Here is a 23,285-nt window from a genome sequence, read left to right as displayed (position 1 = left end):
TAAACGCTAAACCATTAAGATTACACTATTAATATTTGATATTGCTCTTACTGCCTTATGTTAATATTAATATTTTTCGTTGAAATATTTAATTAATGATTGTTTGGTAAATAGACAGATAAATAGAAATTTAAGAGGATTAGGAATAAAGTGCATAAAAGATAGAAGTTTATGATTGTCTATGCTAAAGAATAAATGTGCGAAATGGTATGTATTGGGAGTAGTAGAATAATATAGGTTTAATAGGTATTTTTGAAATATTAGCAGAGAGTTTTTGATGCTTTAGTGGTTGCTAGTATGGGGAATTGGGTTTGGGGTGGAGATTTACTTTAAGGTAAATGCTACAAGATTAAAGATTAAAGATTAAAGATTAAAGATTAAAGATTAAAGATTAAAGATTAAAGATTAAAGATTAAAGATTAAAGATTAAAGATTAAAGATTAAAGATTAAAGATTAAAGATTAAAGATTCTGCTTGGAATCTTTGTGGTTAAAGGCTTGTATTGGTTTTTTGAGTGGGTGTATGATGATAAACTTTGTAATTTTAATATTAGGATTGTTAGGTGGAATCTAAAAATTAAAAGATAGAAATTCTAGCATTAAAAGAAAATAAGTGAGATAAAGAGTTGCTAGAGATTGAAAGGTTTAGTATGTGGGGGGGGGGGTTGGATTGTTGATTGTGTTAGTGCAGGGTTTTTGCTAAATGAGAGTAAAAGGGTTAGAGTGGATTGGAAATAGAGTGTTAGTTTGAATGTTTGTGGGGGTTTAAATTTATTTGGATTATTGGTGGCTAGTTGTAGTGGTTTTTAAAATCATTGATAAATATATTTAATAGTGATTAATAGTGATAGGTGAGTTATAAGGCGTAAGCTTTGTGAGATTCTTTGGGATAATTGTTTATTTGTGGGTTGTGTGAAATCTGTTCTTTTTAATGCTTTGATAGATGAGTAGTTTTTTGCAGATAAAACAATTATTATGAAATAGTTTTATAATTTAAAGTAATTTATTTATATAAAAATGGTTACTTAAAGTAACTATTTTTATATGCGCCTAATTATAAAAATTATCTTATCGTTTATTCTTATAGGTATTTGCTTGTAGGATTTTGAAAGCTTACAAGTTTGTTTTAAAAATCAATAGAACTTCATTGTCTTTTTGGATTCATCAAGCCTTATGTTAAAATATCTTAAAGTTAAATAAGTCTTAATGGCTTTGTTATGAATAATAAAAAGGAGACAATATTATGGATAAAGTTGTATTTATTACAGGAGGTTCTACGGGTATAGGTAATGCTTGTGTGCATAAGTTTCATCAAAAAGGCTACAAGGTTGCTTTTATGGATATAAATTAAGAGGAAGGGTGTAAAGTAGCATAAAATTTGGAAAATGTTCTTTTTATAGCGGTAGATACCAAAAAAGAAAGAAGATATTAAAAATGCTATTGACAAAGCGGTAGAAAAATTTGGAAAGTTTGATGTAATTTCTTTAAATGCAGGTATTCATCGTTGCAATACCATTCTTGATATTAGCGATGAAGAGCTTGATTTGATAATCCAAACAAATATTTATGGTTATGTCAATACTATGAGACTTGCTATTCCTTATATGAAAGAAGAGGGTGGAAGTATTGTGATTAATGCTTCAGATCAATGTTTTGTTGGTAAGCCAAATAGCTTTGCATATGGACTTACTAAGGGTGCTTTAGGGTAGATAACAAAGTCTTTAAGTATAGATTTAGCTCCAAAAATTAGAGTAAATGCTGTGTGTGCTGGGACTATTAGAACGTCGATGGCAGAGAAGTTATTTCAAGATTTTGCAAACATTACGCATAATGGAAATACAGATTTTTATTGGCAGAGCGAAAGAGAAAAATATCCTTTAAAGAAAATAGGGCAACCTAGTGAAGTAGCAGAACTTATCTATTTTTTAGCAAGCCCAAAGGCGAGTTTTATTACAGGGGGACTTTATTTGATTGATGGTGGATTGACAGCTGGGATTCCTCATTAAATATAGTTTTTTCTTAAGAAAAATATTTTGTTGGTTTGTTTTATAAAAGGACATTGTAAAGTTTGTTTTTCTAAAAGTTAAAGATTTTTATGTTTATTTTTTTTAAAACTCTTGCATTTGTAAAAACTTTGTGTTAAAATCGCAGTTAAGCTTATGAGTTTAGATTCTAAGCTTTAAGCGAGAAATCTATTATGCAAACTCTGACTTTAAACAAATTCATTTTGTTTTCTGTGTGCGAAATTTTGTATAATCAGATTGTAATTTCGAAATTCAATCTTAAGGAGATTAAAATGAAATTTATCAAATTAAGTCTTGCAGCTAGCGTTGCACTAGGTGCATTATCTACAGCAAGTTTCGCTCAACCACTAGAAGAAGCGATTAAGGGAATTGATGTAAGCGGATATTTAAGATACCGATACAATGATGATAGATATGATAATGGAAATGGGGATGTGAGTGGAAGTTCTGCAAATCATCAATGGAGAGCAGTAGCAGATTTCAAAACTCCTGTGGTAAATAATGTTGCTTTGGGCTTAGGCGTATGGTATGATAATCGAAACAATGTAAATCATGGAAAAGGAACAGGAAATGAAACTCCTGGAACAGCTCAGGCATTCACAGGTAGTGGCTTGGGTTCAGGTTCTGATGGTGAATTTGGTGTAAGAGAGTTTTATGCGACTATTACTCCAGATAGCACAGCGACAACAATCAAACTCGGTAAGCAACTTCTTGATACACCTGTAACCAATGCGGCTGATGGTGATAGAGGAACAGGTATCTTAGCACTTAATAGCGATATTCCAAACCTCACTTTAGCAGCCGCAGCATTTGATTCTTGGTCAATTAATGAAGTTAATATTGGAAGAGCAGGGATTAATGAGGCTAATGGTGTTTCATATACTGATGGTTCAGGACTTTCTGTTGATAAACCACTTTATGCTTTAGCAGGTATCTATGGTGTGGATACCAACTATGGTAGATTTGGCGGACAACTTTGGGGATTCTATATCGATGATGCAGTAGATGCGTTGGTATTTGGTGAGCTTTCATGGCAAGGTAGTTTGCTTAGAGCAAAATTGCAATACTCTTATGCAGCATTAAATAATGATTCTGATTCTGTATTCTATTCATTGTATGGAAATGGAACAGCAAATGGAAATAAAGCAGATATTTCAGAATCAAATGATGCTTTTGTAGTTGAAGTGGGTGCAGATTTCAGAAATTATTATCAACTTCCACTAAATGTAACTTTGGGATATATTACAAACTTCGCAGATGGAACAGCAGTTTCACTTGAAGATGAAGGAAGCAATGTATCAAGAAAAGGTAAAATTTGGTGGCAAAACGCTGGGACAGGTATCTCTACTTCAGCACTTAGAGCTTATGGAACTCAAGGATTTGGGACAGAGCAAGATGTTAATGTATTCTATGCAGGTGTAGATTATAGCTTCCTTGATGAGAGATTAAATGTAGGTCTTGAGTTTGCTTGGGGTGAAAATGATATTTCTTCAGGAAATAATAATGCTAACAATCCTCTAGGTATTAAAAAAGTAGAATTCACTGAAATTACTCCAACAATTAGCTGGAAACACAGCAAACAACTTACTCTATCTACATTCTATGCGTTCTTGAACAATAGCTATGATATGGTAGCACCTGGTGCTTCAATGGATGATCAAGATAGAAACAGATTTAGGGTTGAAGCAAAATATAGCTTCTAATTTTTTTAACAAAGCCTTTGGGCTTTGTTATCTTCTAAAACTTCTTTTATAACTACAATTTAATATTTAAAATCATTTAACTCTTTTTTAAAATTCAAGATTAGTTTGACTAAGTTTTCTGGTTTAAGTTAATGTGGCTTTGGGATTGATTATTTGGGATTTTTAGAGAGAAATATTGAATCTCTTAGCATTGTAAGCTCTTCTTGTGTGAAGCCAGCTTCTATCCTTGCTTGAGTGTTGAAAGCGGTGTTGGCTTTGGGGAATGAAAAATGGTGTTTTTTAAGGATTTCTAAATAGACTTCTGCGCGTTTTTGCTTGGGAATGCTTTGTTTGTCGCATAGATAATGAAACCAAATATTGCCTTTTGAGACATGTGAAATTTCTTCTTGGTAGATTATTTCTAAGACTTTTAAAAAGTCTTCCTTGATAGGGTGGTTGCTTGCTTGGACTTTGGCGCATAAAAAGGGATTAACATCTAGCCCCACAGCTTCCATTCCTCTTGGCACAAGGGCGATCCTATCTAAAAGAATATCGCAGTTTTTCATCGAATCAAAAAGCAAAGTGTGCACCCCAAAATCCCCATATCTAAATCCTATGCTTTGAAGCAATTGATTGAGTTTGAGAAAATGATGCACTTCTTGGAATGCGACTTCCACCCACGCTTGATAATATTCTAGGGGTAGATTTCTAAAGCGATAAGCACAATCTAGTGCCAAATCAATAGCAGAAAATTCAATGTGTGCAATGGAATGTAGCAGATGAGCTGCGTTGAGATCATTTTTTAGATATTTACCTTGTGGGACTTTTTTGGGTGGGACAATCTGACAAAAATAAGAAAAAGTAGGAGCCATTAAAGGAAGTATTTCTGCATTATGATTTATTTTTATATGTTTAAAATTATAAAAAATTTCTTCAGTTAGAGTGCATTTTTCTTCTGCACTTTTAGCATCTAGGGCGTTTTTGAGTGCGTTAAAAAGTTCTATGGAATCCTCCTTTTTGGCAAGTGCTTTGAGATTTGCTACCATTACCTTTTGTTTTAAAAGCCTATAAATTTGCTTAGGTGCTTTAGCCACTAGAATCTACTAAGGATTCTTAAGCTTATCTGGGATTAGGGATTGGCTGTGAATCTTTTTGTCTTTTGTAAATCTCATCATTGATTTCTTTTTTGCAACATTTAATCGCAAAGATTAAATGGTATTACAACAAAAATTAGTGATTAGTATCCTATTGCGTTTTTATGTAAGGGATTATATGGAAATTAACTAAAATAAATCTTAACCAAAGGGTGGCTTGTAATTCATTTTTTTTTGTTTAAGTATTGATATGCTAAAGAGTTAGGAATGATAAAATAGACAAAGAAACTTATAGATGAAAGATGAGTCACGCCTTTAGTGAGCGAAAAATGTTTAAATATATTGCACAAGTTTAAATTTTTTATAGTATAACTAATCAATCCATTTGGTAGATGGACTAAAGGTTTCACAAAGCCTGTATAATAAGATTGGCTATTTGGTTGGGTATGCGGGTGGAAATATCTTATTATATAGGAGTCCATAATGGAGCTGCTCAGTCTTCTCATTGCGATAATTGCAGTAATGATTACACTTTTTTTTAGTTAAGTTTGATTTATAAGTGAAATCTGACTTGTTTTCTTTGATATTTTCTATAAGTTTCTTTTAATATCTTTTCTTCTCTTTGTTTAAGCATAAATTTTAAAAAGCTTTTGTGTTAAATATCTATTGTTTCTACTGAATCTATGAAATATAATTATTTAGTTATTTAATCAATGCGATTAAGCAAGTTTGTCTAAAATACATTTACTAATGGTCTAGCAATGAAATAAGCATAAAAGCATTAAAAATCTATATTTCTAATATGAAGAAACACGGGAAATCTGGGGAGATTATTTTTGGTAAAGCCATTGTATTTGTAGGTGATGAGAGAATTAATTGGTGGGGGATTTTCTCGTTCTTTTTGAGTGAATCCTGAACCAATTTTAAAGGTTTTTAACTCTCCTTTGAAGTTAGCTTGGCATAAAATGGCTCCAAGTTTCCCTTTAAATTTGCCTTTTCCTTGTGTGTAGCCAATCACTTTACATTCGCTATCCATATAGGGTTTGTATTTGTAAGAGTGATTAGAATTATTATAGGGGGAATCATTTTGACGAATGATGATTCCCTCTCCCTTTTTATCAAGAATACTTTGAAAATAGCTTTGCAAATGGGTTTTGTCTTGGATTTTGATTTGTGGGATTATTTTGATATGGGGAGTTGGATTTTTATCAAGGTATTTTTGGAGTTTGTCAAGTCTTTCTAAAAGGGTGCAATTTTGACAAACATTTGGCGCATCAAAAACATAGTAGGTTATTTTTTGCCATTCTTTTGGATGTGGATTTGAAGTGCGTATAATACTAGAAGTTTGCTCAAAAGATTCATAATCTAACCATAACTCTCCATCTAAGCTAAAGGGAGGGAAATTTTTAAGCCAAAAATTTGGAGGATTTAAGGGATTGTTGTTACGAGTGTGAAGTGTTTTGCCATTCCAGATTCCGCGGATTCCATCGAGTTTTTCACTCATTAGATAAGTAGTGGTTTTAAAATTTAGAGAATATTTTGAAGAATACTCTTTGAATTTTAAAATTTCACCTCCAAAAAGGAGGCTAAAGGAAAGGATTAAGAGTAAAGCTAGTCTTAGCACAAACCTTGCTCAATCATTGCATTAGCAACTTTGCGGAATCCTGCGATATTAGCACCTAATACAAGGTTTGTAGGATCGTCAAATTCCTTTGCAGTTTCACTTGCATTTGCATAGATATTTTGCATAATGTTGTGAAGTTTTTTATCTACTTCTTCAAAACTCCAAGAAGTCATAGAAGCATTTTGACTCATTTCCAAACCACTTGTTGCCACACCACCTGCGTTTGCAGCTTTCCCTGGTCCATAGCAGATTTTTGCATTAAGGAATTTATGCACCGCTTCGATTGTTGAAGGCATATTAGCTCCCTCGCTTACACATTTGCAACCATTTTTAAGGAGATTGTCGGCATCTTTTGCGTTAATTTCATTTTGTGTTGCGCTTGGGAATGCAGCAAAAGCAGGAATGCTCCAAAGTGGGTTGTGATCGCTTGGATAGTCTTTTGCGCTTGTGTATTTTGCACTTGATCTTTCTTTTGCATAAGATTCAAGGCTTTCGCGTCTAACTTCTTTGATTTCTTTTAAGAGTGCTAGATCAATTCCTGATTCATCATAGATCATACCTTTAGAATCACTGATTGTTACTGGTTTTGCGCCTAATTGTTGAAGCTTTTCAATAGTGTAGATTGCAACATTTCCGCTACCTGAAACTAGACAAGTTTTGCCCTCTAATGATCCAAATTCGCTATGTTTTAACATTTCTTGCGCGAAATATACGCTACCATAACCTGTTGCTTCTGTTCTTACTAAGCTTCCACCCCAAAGCAAAGATTTTCCTGTAAGCACACCATCATAGCGATTAGTGAGTTTTTTGTATTGACCAAAGAGATAACCAATTTCTCTTCCACCCACACCAATATCTCCTGCTGGAACATCAGTGTGTGCGCCGATGTGACGATATAATTCATTCATAAAGGCTTGACAGAATCGCATAACTTCTCTATCGCTTTTGCCTTTAGGATCAAAATCACTTCCACCTTTTCCACCACCCATTGCAAGTCCTGTTAGGGAGTTTTTGAAGATTTGCTCAAAACCTAAGAATTTGATAATGCCTTCTGTAACACTTGGGTGAAAACGCAATCCACCTTTGTAAGGTCCAAGAAGTGAGCTAAATTCGATTCTATAACCACGATTTACTTGAATTTCTCCCTTGTCATCTTCCCAAGTTACACGGAAGTTGATTTGTCTTTCTGGAATTACAATTCGCTCTAACACTTTGAATTTTTCATATCTTTTATCTTTTTGCAAAGCGGGTTCAATTGATTCTAAAACTTCTTTAACAGCTTGGTGAAACTCTACTTGATCTGGATAAAGTCTTTGGACTTTTGCAATAACATCTTGTGTGTAAGACATTGACACTCCTTTAAATGAATTTATGAGTGGAATTGTATTAATACTTTAATTAATCTAAGCTTATAATATTAAATTTTTTTTTTAAGTTATTATATAGGATACAGATAAATATAAAAAGATAAATATAAAAAAGTGTCGAATTATTGGAGTTTCTAGCATAAAGTGGAATGGATTTTAAATTTAAGAATAATTTATTTATTTTTTTATTAAGTTTTTTGGGGAATAGCCGATATTGAGTGTGTTATTTAATTTTAATAAAGGAGAAACGATGCAGACAAGTATGAGTTTCTCTTCTCTACAAGCCTCATATACCACCACGCATTGGAGTGCTCTTGGAGAAGAGATTGTAAATGACAAAGCAAATAGCGTTCCACAAATCAATAATGAAGGAGAAAATAGCCAAAAAGCTTCCAACATTCTCTCATCAACAGAGCTTTTAAATAGTAAGCTAGATGATTTTCATAAGCAAGTTATCAATCAGGCTTTGGGTAAAATTGCAGAAATTCAAGATGAAGTGATTAAGGTTTGGGAAGAAGTTTTTGGAGTTTCTAGCGGTAAATCAAGCAATGCTTCTAATTCAAATATTTCTTTAGAGTCATTACTTAATGGAAACTTTTCGCGCCCTAACTATGATCTTGGAAGTGGGATTAGCATTACTCAAGGTTTTTCGCAATCTTTGGAATTATCAATTCAAGGCACAATTGTAGGCAAAGATGGAGTCAGTAAAAAACTTGATTTAAATATTAGCGTGTCTCAAAGCTTCGTGCAAAATTTACAAATCAATTCACAAAACAAAACCAATGGTGGTACTAATTCTGGAAATTCTAATAAAGTGATTGATCCACTTGTGATTGATTATGCAGGGAATGGGACTGAACTTAGCGATACAAAGATGAGTTTTGATCTTGATAGCGATGGGAAAAAGGATCAAATTTCTACGCTAAAAGAGGGTTCTGGATTTTTGGCATTGGATAAAAATAATGATGGTAAAATTAATGATGGAAATGAGCTTTTTGGGACAAAGAGTGGTGATGGATTTAAGGATTTGAGTGTTTATGATTCTAATCAAGATGGTAAGATTGACAAAAATGATCCTATTTATGATAAGCTAAGAATCTGGACGCCTAACCAAAAGGGCGAGGGCGAGTTAGTAGGGCTTGGAGAAAAAGGAATTGGCGTGATTTATCTTGATGCAAAAGAAAGTCAAGAGATGATGAGGGGAGAAGAGGGGGATTTGCTAGGAATTAAACAACAAACTTCTAATTTTATGCGAGAAGATGGAAGTCTTGGGGCGATTCATCATATTGATTTTGTAGCTGAAAATCCTATTAATAATACACAAGATGAGTTAGGTGTTAATTTACAACAAGGAATGCAGGTTGCAGCAAGTCGCGCTTATTTGCAAAACTTGAATATTAATTTTAACTTTTCTCAAAGCAGTGGAAGTCTTTTAAGTGGAAACCAAACTTCATTAAGCATCTTTAGCTTTAGTGCTGCGCAATATTCCTTTAGTCTTAGCTCATTAGAAAGCGCTAATAATGGAGTTAGTCAAGAATTATCTGCTTTGTGGAAAGGATTACAAGAAACATTTTTGGGCTTTGAAGCTAAGGAAGAATCATCTAGTCTTTTTGGGGATCTTTTAAAGCAGTTTGATGAGACTTTTGCGGATTTAAATCGTTTTGTGTTTGATGGAATGGAGGAGAATTTGTTTAAAGAAAGTCTTGCAGGGAATTTACAAAAACTTCTAGCTGCTTAAAAATTTCAAGAATCAAATGGATTTTAAATCATTTGATTCTTGAAAATAAAATATTTTGCAAATGGAATTTTTGTGATTTTAGCAGATTCTAGGCAGTAATTCTCCGCTTGGATAATCCAAGAATCGTTTAGCACCATAGGCGGTTTTTAAGATAACTTTATTAAGGTTTGTTGAAGTGGTGTAGCCTATTATACTGGCATTTTTTCCTGCTGGAGTTTGTTTTAGGATTTCTAGGGCTTTTTTAGAATCTTCTTTGGAAATAGCTAAGACACACATTCCCTCATTAGCAAGATTCCACGCTTCAAAACCTAAAAGTTCGCAGATTCCACGCACTTCATTTTTGATAGGCAAGGCTTCTTCTTCTATTTCAATTCCAATGTGTGAAGTGTTTGCCCATTCATTTAAGACACTTGCAATTCCACCTCTTGTCGCATCGCGCAAAGCATAAATGGAGATATTGTTTTTAAAAAGCTCTTCTAAGCTTGGATAGAGTAATTGACAATCGCTTTCTAAATTACTTTGCAAGGAAATTTCCTCGCGTTTAGAATACACTACTGCTCCATGATTCCCGATTTCTCCACTTACTAAGATACAACAATCCTGCGAAATATTAGAAGCGCTAATTTGTAAATGTGGATAGAGAAATTCGCCTAAAGCTGTTGTGGTAATAAAAATCTTATCTAGTGTTCCTTTTGGCAAGACTTTGGTATCTCCTGAAAGGAGTTTTGCGCCACTTGCTTTGAGGGTTTTTCCAAAAGAATCAAGAATTTTTTTTAAATCATCTATCAAAAATCCTTCTTCAATCATAAAACTAGCACTTAAATATTTGGGTTTTGCACCCATCATTGCCACATCATTACAGCTTCCACAAATGCTTAATTTGCCAATATCTCCACCGGGAAAAAATAATGGAGAGATTGTATAACCATCGGTGCTAATAGCAAATTTTCCTTTAGAAATAGAATCTAATTCACCAATGCCTGCATCTTCTCCAGCGCCTATTACACAGCCTTCTAAAAAAGGATAAAAAAGCTCTGAAATAAGTTTTTGAGATTCTATACCTCCACTTCCATGACTTAGAGTGATGATGGATTGTTTCATTTAGATTCCTTAGGAGAGATTAGTTTAGGTGTAGCTATAAGCCGAGTTCTGTTTATGTGGTTATTTATCTTGTTTTTGCCTTACAGCAAAAATCTAGCGAAAGGTTAAAAATTTGGGATGCTAACCATACCTTTCTTGCTGCAGATTGGGCTTGCAATGACAGAATGTATTGCTACACTCTCGGTGGGCTCTTACCCCGCCTTTTCACCCTTACCTTTAGAGACTAAAGGCGGTTTGTTTTCTGTTGCGCTTTCCCTTAGATTACTCTAGCCATTAGTTAAATGGAATCCTATCCCAAAGCAGCTCGGACTTTCCTCTTTAAAAAGTAACCACTCGCTACACCTAAGCTTGGAATTTTAGCAAAAAAAGAGATAAAAATAAATTTTAATTTTTAAAATCTGGTATTGATGTGCTTTTTAAAGATAAAGAATATTTGAGTAAAAAAAGAAAGAAAATTATTTTAGCTTTTTAAATAATGTTATAATTTGGATTTAGTTTGATAAGATTTATAGGGGTTTGTGCTTGGAGTTTTATGAAAAAGTAGCTATTAGCATTGTTACGCTTATGTATTTGGCATTTTTGATTTATCAAAATAGAAATTTGTTTAAGAGAAGGCAATGAAAATGAAAAAACCTACACTTAGTGTCGCTTTATTGCAAAAAATTTTTGTAGCTGCTAATATAAGGCGTTGGAATGATCAAGCTACTCCAGTAGAATTTTATGAGCTAGATAAACAAGCCCATAAAATCGTGATTGCTTACCTTTTGGCGCATTTTGAAGAGATTGAAAATGGTAAAAAAATCGATTGGGAGCGATTGATTTTGCAGTTTTGTTATGAATTTTTTGAGCGCATTATTCTTACTGATATTAAACCTCCTGTATTCCATAAGCTTACACAAACGCACAATAAAGAACTTGTGGATTTTGTATGTAAAGAATTAGAAGAGGATTTGGGTAGATTTGCTTTTTTTGAATCAATGCGAAAATATTTATATGGAGAGATTGAGAATCTTGAGAAAGAGATTCTTAAAGCCTCGCATTATTATGCTTCAAAATGGGAATTTGATATTATTTATCATTTTAATCCAAAAATGTATGATGTGCAAAATATTAAAAATATCATTGATAGGCAAGTAGAAGAGCATTATCATTTAGCCGGTATTAAGCAGATTGTGTTGTATGAGGATATGAGAGAGCTTGTAGCGATGTTTGGACAGCTTAGGTTTCAGAAGCGTTGGAGTCAGACTCCAAGGGTTCCTCCTACTTCAGTTTTGGGACATACTTTAGTCGTAGCACTTTGTGCTTATTTGTTAGGCTGTGATTTGGGATTTTGTCGGCAAATGCAGATTAATCACTTTTTGTGTGGATTATTCCATGATTTACCAGAGATTCTAACGAGAGATATTATTTCTCCTATTAAACGCAGCGTAGAAGGTTTAGATGAATTTATAAAGCAAATTGAAGAAGAAGAGGTAAGAGAAAAGATACTTTCAAAAGTTCCAGAAGCTATTAAAAAAGATATTTTGTATTTTACGCAAAATGAATTTACAAATCGCTATAAAACAACTAAAGGAGTTGTGTATTTGCCTAAAGGTGAAGAGTTTTTAGGAAAGTATAATGAAGATTCTTGTTGTGCTATTTATGGAGAATTTTTAAAATTTTGCGATCATTTGAGTGCTTTTTTGGAGGCTAGAATCTCTATGCGACATGGGATTTCAAGTAGAGAATTAGAAGAGGGCGCAAGAAATTTGGAGTATTTATATAATGCAAAAGAAATAAATGGCGTGGATTTGGGTTATTTATTTAGGGAGTTTAAGGCTTAAAATGCTTTTGACTATTTTGTATATCATTGGAATCACAGCAGAGGGAATGACAGGTGCGCTTGCAGCAGGGCGACATAATATGGATTGGTTTGGGGTGATTTTTATTGCTTGTGTTACAGCTATTGGTGGAGGATCGATTCGGGATATTTTGTTTGGGCATTATCCGCTTACTTGGGTAGCGCATCCGGAATATTTGGTTATTGTTTGTGTGGCGGCATTGATAACCACTAGAATCCCTTATTTTGTAGAGCGTTTTGAAAAAGCTTTTTTGATTTTAGATGCACTAGGTTTGGCGGTGTTTAGTGTGATTGGCGCTAGAATTGGAATGGATTTTCACCCAAGTGGTGCAATGGCAGTGGCTGGAGCGGTAATTACGGGTGTGTTTGGGGGAATTTTGCGAGATATTTTTTGCGCTAGGATTCCACTTGTTTTTCAAAAAGAGCTTTATGCAAGTGTGGCTTTGATTGTTGGTAGCTTATATGCTGCTTTGGAATTTGTTAGTCAAAATTATTTTTATCTCAATGAGGATTTGGTGATTATAGGTTCTTTGCTGTTGGGATTTGTGATTAGATTGGTTGCTATTAGGTATCATTTGGGACTTCCAACTTTTAAATATATTCCCAAAAATTAGTTTTCATTTATCAATTATTTACTTTTTTGATTTAAATCAAGGCAAATTTTTTTAGAAGTGATTAAAATTTCAAAATTGGATTTAAAATTTTTAAATTCAAAAATTTCTCAAGGAGCGTAAATTGGAAGGTAATAAACCTAAAAAACCGCTCTCATTTATGGCAGGATTGCTAGGGTTTTTGTGCGTTGTGATTGTTGTTATAGGGCTTTATACCTTTTATAATGCAAAGGGTTTGTCTTATTTTAGCAATGATAGCGAAGCTTGTAACAATTGCCACATTATGAATGATGTTTATAATGATTGGTCAAGGGGGGCACATTCACAAAAAATAGCCGGTAAGCCACGCGCAACTTGCAATGATTGTCATTTGCCACATAACTTTGTGGAAAAATGGGTTGCAAAAGCAGAAAGTGGAGTGGGACACGCCTATGCTTTTACCTTTAAGCTAGATGTTTTGCCAACAAACTTAACTGCAACGCAAAAATCAAAAAATATGATTCAAGATAATTGTGTGCGCTGTCATAGTGAAATGGTTAGCAATGTTGTAAATCCAACAACAAATCCACATGGAAATGGGTCGCTTAGCTGTGTGTCTTGTCACGAAAGTGTGGGACATAAAAGAGGTTTTTAAATTATTTTAGGAGGTTAAAATGCAAAAGAAATCACCTGTATTGCCAATTTTAGTTATTGTTGCAGTGATTATTATTGCAGGGTTGTTATGGTTAAATAGTGATATTGCTAAAAAGCAATCTGAAGGAACGGGAGGAGTTAGCTCAAAGAGCTTTGTGGAAATGAGCGATGATAATCCAACTTTTGATCATTGGGGTAAAAATTTCCCTGATTATTTAGATATGTATTTGACAGTGGAAACAGAGAAGCCTATTTCAACAGAATTTGGTGGAAATCTAGCTTATTCAAAGCTTATTCGCTATCCACAGCTTACAATTCTTTGGGCGGGATATCCATTTAGTCTTGATGCTAATGAGGAAAGAGGGCATTTTTGGATTCAAGTTGATCAGATGGATACGGCAAGAAACAATAAAGATTTTTTAAATGCTCATGGTTTTGCGGCTTTTAATGGGCAGCCTACAGCTTGTATGAATTGTCATAGTGGTTGGAGTCCGTGGTTACTTAAAAATATGGGAATTGGAGATACTCCAGAAGAGAAATGGATTTCTTTTAACTCTACAAAATATTGGACAATGATTAAGAATGTGCCTGAAGTAGAAGGTGTTGTTGATCATAGCGGACCACATGGAGGGACAAGAATGGGAGTAACTTGTGCAGATTGCCATAATCCAAATGATATGCAATTGCGTCTTACAAGACAAGCGGCTATTAATGCATTAGTAAAATTTAGGGGTTATGAACCTGATCCAGTAACAGGGGTAAAGGCTTCAAGAGAAGAGATGAGAACGCTTGTGTGCTCACAATGTCATGTGGAATATTATTTTAAACCAACAGGAACAAAAGTAAAAGCAATAGGTGAATCAATTGCTAATGATCCAAGTAAAAAGTGGTGGAATGGCACACAAAAAACTTATGATGAAATTGATGTTTGGAGAGATGGAAACAAACCTACAGAAATTGAAGTTGATGGCATAGAGCTTGTATTCCCTTGGAGTGAATGGAAGAGAAATGAGCCTTTTAGAATTGAAATGTTTGATGCACATTATGAAAAAATAAGAGATGTGTTTGATAAAGATTGGGCGCATAAATTTACTAAAGCACCGATGCTTAAGATTCAGCACCCAGAATCAGAGCTTTATAGTGGTGGTGTGCATGCGGCTAATGGCGTAAGCTGTGCAGATTGCCATATGCCTTATATTAGAAAAGGTTCTAAGAAAATGACACAGCACAATATTACTTCACCATTGCAAGATATTAATGCAGCATGCAAGTCTTGCCACACTCAAAGTGAAGAATATCTTAGACAACAAGTGGCAGATATTCAAAAATCTGTAGCTTATGATTTAAGAAGTGCAGAATATGCAATGGTAAGTTTAATTGAAGATATTAAAGTGTTGCGTGAAAAACTTGGTGCAATGCCTGGTTATCAAACTAATGGCAAACCTGATGATGCAAAAATTTCTGCAGCATTAAAAGAACCTTTGGAGTTGCACAGAAAAGGTCAAATGAGAGGTGATTTTGTGGGTGCTGAAAACTCAACTGGTTTCCATAATCCAAGAGAGGCAAGTAGAATGTTGCTTCAAGCTGTTGAAATGGCTAGAATGGGGCAAACAAAGCTTGTAGAAATCGCTAATGCAAATGGAATCAAAGACTTTAAAACTTCTAATTTAGGTTTTGAAGATATTCAAAAATATAATCCAGGGGAGATTCGTTATAAAGTGGATTTGAATGGACATAAAGCAGGTGAGCGATATTATAAACATGAAGAAATTAATGGTCCTGCTCCAAAAGAACTTTTGGAATTAGATAAGAACAATAAGCCTTATAATTATAGGGTGATTGATTCTAAAACTTCTTCTTATTGATTTTTTATTAGAGATTCTAGGTGAAACTTAGAATCTCTAAAATTAAAATTACATTTCTTGCTTTGCCTTTTGCTTCAGTTTATCTTCAAAATTTTTTGTTTATAAAATTTAAAATCTTTGTTTTAGTTAATTAAATATTTAAAAAAATAAGGATAGAATCTTAAAAAAATTCTTAACGAGGTTTTAAATATGAAAAAAATACTTTTGAGTTCGGCTATAGCATTTTCTTTATTGCAGGGTGTGAGTTTTGCAGAGACTTTTGCTAAGGTTAATGGTGATGAGATTACAGAAAAAGATATTGCAGCACTTATGAGAGCGATGCCGGGGGTTTCTTTTGCGCAATTACCACAAGAAGCAAAAGATCAAGTGGTGAATCAGGCTATCGAAAGAAAACTTTTAATTGCTCAAGCCAAGAAAGAGGGTATTGAAAAATCAAAAGAATTTAAAAACGCTTTAGAAAGCGTTAAGGAAGACTTGGCATTAGAAGTTTGGATGCGCCAAGAAATGGAAAAAGTGAAGGTTTCTAGCTCTGAAATTGAAAAATTCTATAATCAAAATAAGGCTAAATTTGTTCAGCCAGAAACTGCTAAAGTTAAGCATATTTTAGTTAGTAGCGAAGCAGATGCTAAAAGCATTATTGCTGAACTTAAAAAAGCAGGTAAAAATGTTGCAAGTAAGTTTGAGGAACTTGCCAAAGCAAAATCTAAAGATGGTAGTGCGCAAAATGGCGGAGAATTAGGTTGGATTGCAAAAGGTCAAGTCGTCCCAGAATTTGCAGATGCGGCTTTCAAGCTTGATAAGGGTAAATACACTCAAACTCCAGTAAAAACACAATTTGGATACCATGTGATTTATGTTGATGATAAACGCCCAACAACAACTTTAGGACTTAAAGAAGTGAGTGAGCAAATTGAGCAAAATCTAAAATTGACAAAATTCCAAGAGAATGTTAGAAAAGAAGGTCAAGATTTGCGCGCTAAAGCTAAAGTAGAAATTATTAAATAAGGGCTTATATGTTAGTTTGTGGAAATGCAATTTTGCAAAAGGCTAATCAAGAAAACTATGGAGTAGGGGCATTTAATTTTGTAAATTATGAAATGCTTAGTGCTATTTTTGAAGCAGCAAATCTTAAAAATTCGCCTATTATTGTCCAAGCCAGTGAAGGGGCTATTAAATATATGGGGATTGATATGGCAGTGGGAATGGTAAAGATTCTTGCTAATCGTTATCCACATATTCCTGTTGCATTGCATTTGGATCATGGGACTAGTTTTGAATCTTGTGTTCGCGCTATTAGGGCAGGATTTACTTCGGTAATGATTGATGCTAGTCATCATCCTTTTGAAGAAAACTTAGCAGAGACAAAAAAAGTGGTTGAAGTTGCTCATATCGCAGGTGTAAGTGTAGAAGCAGAACTTGGAAGATTAATGGGAATTGAAGATAATATTTCAGTAGATGAAAAAGATGCTTGTTTGGTAAATCCACAAGAAGCAGAAGAATTTGTTAAAGAATCCAAAGTAGATTTTTTAGCTCCTGCTATTGGGACAAGTCATGGTGCATTTAAATTTAAAGGAGAGCCAAAGCTTGATTTTGAGCGATTGCAAGAAGTGAAGCGCAGGACTAAGATTCCGCTTGTTCTTCATGGTGCTAGTGCGATTCCTGATTATGTGAGATCGAGTTTTTTAAACACAGGTGGAGATTTAAAAGGAAGCAAGGGTGTACCTTTTGATTTCTTGCAAGAAGCTATAAAGGGTGGGATTAATAAGGTTAATACAGACACTGATTTGCGAATAGCCTTTATGGCAGAAGTTAGACGCGTAGCCAATGAAGATAAAACACAATTTGATTTGCGTAAATTCTTTGCCCCTGCTAAGGAAGCAATGGTTAGGGTTATGGCAGAGAGAATGGATATTTTGGGAAGTTCAAATAAAATTTAATAAAAAGGAAAAAAATGGCTTATTCAATGGGAGATTTAAAAAAAGGTTTAAAGATTGAGTTAGAGGGTGTCCCCTATAGAATCACAGAATATCAACATGTAAAGCCTGGTAAAGGTGCTGCATTTGTGCGAGTAAAAATGAAATCTTTTTTAGATGGTCGAGTGCTAGAAAAAACTTTTCATGCCGGTGATAAATGCGAAGAGCCAAATTTGCAAGAAAAATCAATGCAGTTTCTTTATCACGATGGAGACTTCTTTCAATTTATGGATAATGAAACTTATGAGCAAATTGGCTTGAGTGAAGATCAAGTTGGCGATGTTGCAAAGTGGATGACAGAATCAATGGTAGTAAGTATTTTATTCCATAATGGTAAAGCAATATCGGTTGATGTGCCACAAACGGTTGAGTTAAAAGTAGTAGAAACTCCACCAAACTTTAAAGGTGATACGACAAGTGCAAGTAAAAAACCTGCTACTTTAGAAACAGGTGCGGTCGTGCAAGTGCCTTACCATGTTTTAGAGGGTGATTTGATTCGTGTTAATACTGAAACGGGCGAATACCTAGATAAAGTTAAATAAGGTATCTAATGGCAAAGATTTTGATTCCACTTGGCAAGGGTTTTGAAGAATTAGAGGCAATTACGATTATTGATGTTTTAAGAAGAGTGGGTTGCGAAGTCGTGGTTGCTAGTTTAAATGATTCTTTAGAGGTGATTTCTCAAGGTGGTATAAAAGTTATTGCAGATGCTTCGCTTAGAGAAATCAATAGGTTTAGCTTAGATGCGGTTGTTTTTCCTGGAGGTTGGGAAGGAACACAGAATCTTATCGCTTCTGGTGAATTAAAAGAAATTGTTTTGAAATTGCACTCTGATTGTAAAATTATCGCTGCTATTTGCGCTGCCCCATTGGCACTTTTTAAAATGGGTGTATTAGAAAATTGTGATTTCACTTGTTATCCAGGTATTGAAAAAAATATAGAAAATATAAATTATAAAAAAGATAAAAATGTGATTCAAAGTGGTCATATTATCACCTCAAAAGGACCTGCAACTGCTTTAGAATTTGCATTTTATTTGGCTGAAATTTTAGCTTCAAAACAAAAAGCTCAAGAAATTAAAGAAGGAATGTTAGCTTCTTGAAATCTTTTAAAGTTTTAATCCCATTAGCCTTTCTAGCCCTTTTTTTGGGCGGTTGTTTGCTAGGTTATAGGGATATAATCTATAACTCACAAAACTTTTCTACAGAACAAGTTGTAAAAAAAGTTATTAATCAAGCAGTGGATACGACTTTAGAAGTAGCAAAATCTAATGCTGAACCGACTTTAGATACGGCTATTAATGCACTCTTAGAAGAAGTTTTGGATTCTGAGCAATTAGAAAGTCTCATTAAAAATCTTCAAGCTAATTTTAAAAAAATTGTTGCACAATTAACACAAAAAGTTATCCAGAATTGGGGTAAAGATGATGCGCAAACTGCCTCCCAAGAAGTGTATGTAAAATATACTGATTCTTACCTATCTCGCGCGGAAGTTGATTTTGCTAAAGGTGTGATTTTGGTTTCAACTTTGGATACTAAAAATCCCAAAGAAGCCTTACACAAAGCGATTGTAATGACCTTGCTTACCCCAGATGATCCAGAAAAGGTGGATTTGTATTCGGATAAAGAGGTGGTTTATTCAGGGACTCCTTATTTGGCAAATTTGGTCAAAGATAATGAGGGAAAAGTGATTTTGTATCCGTGGAGGGCAAATCGCTATGCAACTTATTTGATTAATAATAGCTTAAAAACAAGGGAAATAAAAGAAGAAGGACAGAAAAAGGTTGTCTATTATGTGCAGTTTGATATGGTGGCAGATAGAGAGATTCAAAATGAGCATAAATATGGTGAATATGTGGCGCTATATGCTAAAGAGTATGGCATAGAACAAGCTTTGATTTTTGCTATTATTAAAACAGAAAGCAGCTTTAATCCTTATGCGGTTAGTCATATTCCTGCTTATGGACTTATGCAAGTCGTTCCTGCAAGTGCTGGGCGAGATGTTTATAGAGCGCTAAATAACAAAGATGGTATTCCAACTAAAGAGATGCTATTTACCCCAAAGATTAATATTCAATATGGTTCGACTTATTTGGATATTCTTTTTTCGCGTTATTTAACAGGGATTAAAAATAGCCTTTCTCACGAATATTGTGTGATTGCTGCTTATAACACGGGGAGTGGAAATGTGCTTTCAGTTTTTCATAAAGATAGAAAAAAAGCAGTTGAAGTGATTAACTCTATGACTTCAGCAGAAGTGTATCGCAAACTTAGAACCTCATTGAAATATGAAGAAGCACGCAATTATTTATTAAAAGTAACCAATGCCAAAAAAGAGTTTCAAGCTACCGCTAAAAATGTAAATGATTCTTCTATTTTGCTTAGTGTGAGATAATGGAAATTTTTGAAATTATTCAAAGCTCAAAACCTTGTAGTTATTTAGAGGGAATAGAATCTAAATTTCGTTATTTTTATATTAAGCAGTGCAGTAAAGAATTTTATGATTTGTTGTTACAGCGGGGTTGGAGGCGTTTTGGGTGTTATTTTTTTGTGCCTATTTGTCAAGGTTGTGAGGAATGTATTTCAATTCGCCAAGATTGTGAAAATTTCATTTTTTCAAAGTCTCATCAAAGAATCCTAAAAAATCCATTAAAGCTTAAAATTACAAGACCAAGAGTGAGTTTTGAACATTTGGAGCTTTATGAAAAATATCATAGAGTAATGCACGATAAAAAAGGTTGGGAGTATCAAAAAAGCACTTTAGAAATTTATTATGAAACCTTTGTTCAGGGTTATCAAGATTTTGGTTATGAATTTGACTATTATTATGAAGAAAAGCTAGTTGGAGTGGCGTTAGTTGATGTTTTAGATAATGCAATTTCGGCTGTGTATTGTTATTACGATCACGATTTTAAAAAATTTTCTATTGGAAGTTATTCTATTCTTAAACAAATTGCCTTTGCAAAAGAGTATAATATCAAATATCTTTATCCTGGGTATTGGATAAAAGACCATTATTCTATGGGATATAAAGAAAAATTTAAACCTTTTGAAGTGCTTCAAAACCGCCCTAATTTAAATGAATATTCTATTTGGATAAAGGAGTAATCTTGCATTATACAAATTTGATTTCACAAATTTTTGAAAAATTGTCTTGCTTTGCCTTTTGCTCTAAGTTACAATTTTTAATCAATAAGACATATGTTGAACTATTCAAAATTGATTTAGAAGAGTTTGACACTTTGCAGAGTTATCCCACACTTGATGCACTTTTTACTCGCTCATTAGTTAAGATGCGAAGTTTTGATAAGAGGGAAAATACATTGATATCTCCTTGTGATGGAATGATAATGGAAAGCGGGGTTTGTAAAGGTAATATGGCAATGCAAATCAAAGGGAAAAGCTATGGGTTAAGAGATTTTATCCATCAAGATTTAGATGAACATTATTCTTTTGTTAATTTTTATCTCTCACCAAGAGACTATCATCGATTCCATGCACCAGTTAATTTGGAAGTAAAAAGAATTGAAGTTATACAGGGAATGCTTTTGTCGGTCAATGAAAGATCACTGCTTAAAAATGATAATCTTTTTAATAAAAATAAAAGAGTGGTTTTGGAATGTCAAGATGATTTTGGTAATACTTTTTATTATGTGGCAATTGGTGCTTTGAATGTGGGGAAAATTCAAATTAATATAGAATCAGAAATTGTTAATCTTAAAATGAATAAAATCTATGAATACAAAAATCCCATAAAAATTAAAAAAGGTGAGGAAATAGGCTGTTTTCATATGGGTTCAACGATTGTGATTCTTTCAAAAAATTGGGAATATGATCTAAAGCCTAGAGAAAAAGTGCTTTTTGGACAACAGATTGCCAAATACAAGGAGTGAAAATGAAAGCAAGAATCAAAGAATTGCAAAAGAAGCTTGATGTATTGTTAGTGGCACATTTCTATCAGCGTGATGAGATTGTGGAAATTGCAGATTTAATTGGAGATAGCTTGGAATTAGCTAGAAAATCTTCTCAAAGCAGCAATAAAAATATAGTGTTTTGTGGGGTTGGCTTTATGGGTCAGAGTGTGAAAATTTTGGCACCACAAAAGCGTGTTTTTATGCCTAAGATTGCTTGTTGTTCTATGGCTAGAATGATTGATGATACTTATTTTGATAAATCTATTGAAAAATTAAAAGAATATGGAATTAATTCTATTTTTCCCATAACTTATATTAATTCTAACGCAGAAGTTAAAGCAAAAGTATCAGAGCTTGAAGGAGTGGTTTGCACAAGTGCTAATGCAGCTAAAATTATGGATTATGCTCTCAAACATAATAAAAAAATATTCTTTTTGCCCGATAAGTGCTTAGGGCAGAATCTAGCTTCTCAAAATGACTTAAAAAGTGCGGTTTTGGGGCTAGATTCAAAGGAAAAAATTTTAGATGCGGATATTATTTGCTATGATGGGTTTTGTTCAGTGCATCAGCTTTTTAGAGCAGAAGATGTGGATTTTTATCGGCAAAAATATTCTGATATTTTGGTGGCAGTGCATCCTGAATGCGCCCCTAGTGTTGTGCAAAAGGCAGATTTTGTTGGTTCTACTAGTCAAATTATTCAATATGTGCAAAAATTAGATCCAGCTCAAAAGGTTGTAGTAGGGACAGAATTTAATCTTGTAAATCGCCTAAGAAAGCCTTATAATGGAATTCAAAATACCTTTGTGCTTTCTTCTACTAAGCCTGAATGTCCTACAATGAATGAAACAACTTTGCAAGATGTTTTGAATGTCTTGGAAGCTTTGGATAGGGGGGAAGAATATAATGAAATATTACTCAAAGAGGAAGTGGCAATAAAAGCCAAGCGGGCTTTAGAGAAAATGTTAGAACTTTCATAAGGATAGATAATGCATAAGATTTTATTAGATGATTTTTTGAGAGCAACTTTAAAAGAGGATATGGGCAAGGGAGATTTATACTCAAGAATTGAAAACAATATTGCAGTAGAAAGCTATATTATAGTCAAAGAAGATGGTATTTTATCAGGCAGAATCTATGTGGAGCGCCTGTGTGAATTATTAGGCATTGAAGTAGAGTTTTCTCTAAAAGATGGAGAGGCGTTTTGCAAGGGAACTAAAATTGCAACTTTCAAGGGCAAGATGAGTGCGATTTTGGGAGCAGAGCGAACTATTTTGAATCTTTTACAGCATTCCAGTGGAATTGCTACTCTTACAAATAAGTATGTTAAGGCTCTAGAAGGGACGCAGTGTGTATTACTAGATACGCGAAAAACACGACCTTTGCTTAGAGATTTTGAAAAATATTCCACGAGAAATGGTGGAGCTATTAATCATCGTTTTGGCTTAGATGATTGTTTGATGTTAAAAGACACACATTTATCAAGGATTTTATCATTAAGTAAGTTTATTCAAGAAATACGAGAGAAAATCCCCTTTACCACCAAAATAGAAGTAGAATGTGAAAATATTTTACAAGCCAAAGAAGCTTTAGAATCAAGAATTGATATTTTAATGTGCGACAATATGGAGGCTGCAGCAATCAAAGAAGTTGTTAAAATACGAGATTTAATTGCGCCAAATGTATTGTTAGAAGCTAGTGGCAATATTACTTTGGCTAATTTAAAAGAATATGCTAAAAGTGGGATAGATGCAATTTCAAGTGGAGCGATAATCCATCAAGCAACTTGGATTGATATGAGTATGAGAATTGACTAAAAAATAG

The 23,285-nt window shown here is 33.8% G+C and carries 20 protein-coding genes, 1 other RNA gene and 1 pseudogene; 17 read left to right on the top strand and 5 right to left on the bottom strand.

What is annotated here, in order from left to right:
* Window positions 1-1,242 precede the first annotated feature (1,242 nt).
* From MKD52_RS08620 to MKD52_RS06115, 3 genes and pseudogenes are all read left to right on the top strand, one after another.
* Window positions 1,243-1,350 (top strand): SDR family NAD(P)-dependent oxidoreductase, encoded by a 108-nt coding sequence (locus MKD52_RS08620; RefSeq protein ID WP_277930832.1) that lies wholly within the window; start codon window positions 1,243-1,245, stop codon window positions 1,348-1,350.
* Window positions 1,351-1,405: 55 nt separating this feature from the next.
* Window positions 1,406-2,005 (top strand): annotated as a pseudogene (locus MKD52_RS06120) (SDR family oxidoreductase).
* 290 nt (window positions 2,006-2,295) lie between these two features.
* On the top strand, window positions 2,296-3,726 hold the full coding sequence (locus MKD52_RS06115) for a major outer membrane protein (protein ID WP_242099627.1): 1,431 nt from the start codon (window positions 2,296-2,298) through the stop codon (window positions 3,724-3,726).
* Between the two features lie 149 nt (window positions 3,727-3,875).
* On the opposite strand, the gene MKD52_RS06110 is transcribed toward MKD52_RS06115, so the two are convergent.
* From MKD52_RS06110 to gdhA, 3 genes are all read right to left on the bottom strand, one after another.
* Entirely contained in the window at window positions 3,876-4,799 is a 924-nt protein-coding gene (locus MKD52_RS06110) for a ferritin-like domain-containing protein (protein WP_242099626.1), read from the bottom strand.
* Between the two features lie 781 nt (window positions 4,800-5,580).
* Window positions 5,581-6,423, bottom strand: a complete 843-nt coding sequence (locus MKD52_RS06105; protein ID WP_242099625.1) for a DNA ligase — start codon at window positions 6,421-6,423, stop codon at window positions 5,581-5,583.
* Window positions 6,417-7,772: an NADP-specific glutamate dehydrogenase gene (gene gdhA, locus MKD52_RS06100; RefSeq protein ID WP_242099624.1), complete on the bottom strand. Its 1,356-nt coding sequence runs from the start codon at window positions 7,770-7,772 to the stop codon at window positions 6,417-6,419. Before gdhA ends, MKD52_RS06105 begins: the two co-directional genes overlap by 7 nt.
* A gap of 268 nt (window positions 7,773-8,040) precedes the next feature.
* On the opposite strand from gdhA, the gene MKD52_RS06095 reads away from it, so the two are divergent.
* Complete coding sequence (locus MKD52_RS06095) at window positions 8,041-9,528, top strand: hypothetical protein (RefSeq protein WP_242099623.1); 1,488 nt, start codon at window positions 8,041-8,043, stop codon at window positions 9,526-9,528.
* Window positions 9,529-9,606: 78 nt separating this feature from the next.
* Here MKD52_RS06095 and hypE read toward each other — a convergent pair whose 3' ends face one another.
* Entirely contained in the window at window positions 9,607-10,629 is a 1,023-nt protein-coding gene (gene hypE, locus MKD52_RS06090) for a hydrogenase expression/formation protein HypE (protein ID WP_112057821.1), read from the bottom strand.
* 21 nt (window positions 10,630-10,650) lie between these two features.
* An RNA gene (gene rnpB / locus MKD52_RS06085) (RNase P RNA component class A) lies at window positions 10,651-10,974 on the bottom strand.
* A 278-nt stretch (window positions 10,975-11,252) separates the two neighbouring features.
* Here rnpB and MKD52_RS06080 point away from each other — a divergent pair.
* The 13 genes from MKD52_RS06080 (at window position 11,253) to nadC (ending at window position 23,278) form a co-directional block, all read left to right on the top strand.
* Window positions 11,253-12,452 carry an HD domain-containing protein gene (locus tag MKD52_RS06080; RefSeq protein WP_242099622.1) on the top strand — a complete coding sequence of 400 codons (1,200 nt, stop codon included), beginning with the start codon at window positions 11,253-11,255 and terminating at the stop codon, window positions 12,450-12,452.
* Between the two features lies 1 nt (window position 12,453).
* Window positions 12,454-13,083, top strand: coding sequence for a trimeric intracellular cation channel family protein (locus tag MKD52_RS06075; protein ID WP_112057819.1), 630 nt, complete (start codon window positions 12,454-12,456; stop codon window positions 13,081-13,083).
* 157 nt (window positions 13,084-13,240) lie between these two features.
* Entirely contained in the window at window positions 13,241-13,714 is a 474-nt protein-coding gene (nrfH, locus tag MKD52_RS06070; protein WP_181566565.1) for a cytochrome c nitrite reductase small subunit, read from the top strand.
* Between the two features lie 19 nt (window positions 13,715-13,733).
* Window positions 13,734-15,578 (top strand): ammonia-forming cytochrome c nitrite reductase subunit c552, encoded by a 1,845-nt coding sequence (locus MKD52_RS06065; protein WP_242099621.1) that lies wholly within the window; start codon window positions 13,734-13,736, stop codon window positions 15,576-15,578.
* A gap of 189 nt (window positions 15,579-15,767) precedes the next feature.
* Window positions 15,768-16,583, top strand: coding sequence for a peptidylprolyl isomerase (locus MKD52_RS06060; protein WP_112057816.1), 816 nt, complete (start codon window positions 15,768-15,770; stop codon window positions 16,581-16,583).
* Window positions 16,584-16,591: 8 nt separating this feature from the next.
* Complete coding sequence (locus MKD52_RS06055) at window positions 16,592-17,515, top strand: class II fructose-bisphosphate aldolase (RefSeq protein ID WP_242099620.1); 924 nt, start codon at window positions 16,592-16,594, stop codon at window positions 17,513-17,515.
* Window positions 17,516-17,529: 14 nt separating this feature from the next.
* Window positions 17,530-18,093 (top strand): elongation factor P, encoded by a 564-nt coding sequence (gene efp, locus MKD52_RS06050; protein ID WP_112057814.1) that lies wholly within the window; start codon window positions 17,530-17,532, stop codon window positions 18,091-18,093.
* Window positions 18,094-18,101: 8 nt separating this feature from the next.
* A complete protein-coding gene (locus MKD52_RS06045; protein ID WP_242099619.1) occupies window positions 18,102-18,653 on the top strand; it encodes a DJ-1 family glyoxalase III in 552 nt (183 codons plus the stop codon).
* A complete protein-coding gene (locus tag MKD52_RS06040; protein WP_242099618.1) occupies window positions 18,650-19,945 on the top strand; it encodes a murein transglycosylase domain-containing protein in 1,296 nt (431 codons plus the stop codon). The genes MKD52_RS06045 and MKD52_RS06040 overlap by 4 nt, the downstream gene beginning before the upstream one ends.
* Window positions 19,945-20,658 (top strand): arginyltransferase, encoded by a 714-nt coding sequence (locus MKD52_RS06035; protein WP_112057811.1) that lies wholly within the window; start codon window positions 19,945-19,947, stop codon window positions 20,656-20,658. Before MKD52_RS06040 ends, MKD52_RS06035 begins: the two co-directional genes overlap by 1 nt.
* Before the next feature lie 2 nt (window positions 20,659-20,660).
* Entirely contained in the window at window positions 20,661-21,443 is a 783-nt protein-coding gene (locus MKD52_RS06030; RefSeq protein ID WP_242099617.1) for a phosphatidylserine decarboxylase, read from the top strand.
* Between the two features lie 2 nt (window positions 21,444-21,445).
* Window positions 21,446-22,441 carry a quinolinate synthase NadA gene (gene nadA, locus MKD52_RS06025; RefSeq protein ID WP_242099616.1) on the top strand — a complete coding sequence of 332 codons (996 nt, stop codon included), beginning with the start codon at window positions 21,446-21,448 and terminating at the stop codon, window positions 22,439-22,441.
* A 9-nt stretch (window positions 22,442-22,450) separates the two neighbouring features.
* Window positions 22,451-23,278, top strand: a complete 828-nt coding sequence (nadC, locus tag MKD52_RS06020) for a carboxylating nicotinate-nucleotide diphosphorylase (protein WP_242099615.1) — start codon at window positions 22,451-22,453, stop codon at window positions 23,276-23,278.
* The last annotated feature ends 7 nt before the right edge of the window (window positions 23,279-23,285 follow it).

The organism is Helicobacter sp. CaF467b (assembly GCF_022664765.1).
In the GTDB taxonomy this organism is placed as follows: domain Bacteria; phylum Campylobacterota; class Campylobacteria; order Campylobacterales; family Helicobacteraceae; genus Helicobacter_D; species Helicobacter_D colisuis.
The sequence above is the reverse complement of the archived record's forward strand: the minus strand, read 5'-3'. Positions and strand labels throughout refer to the sequence as shown.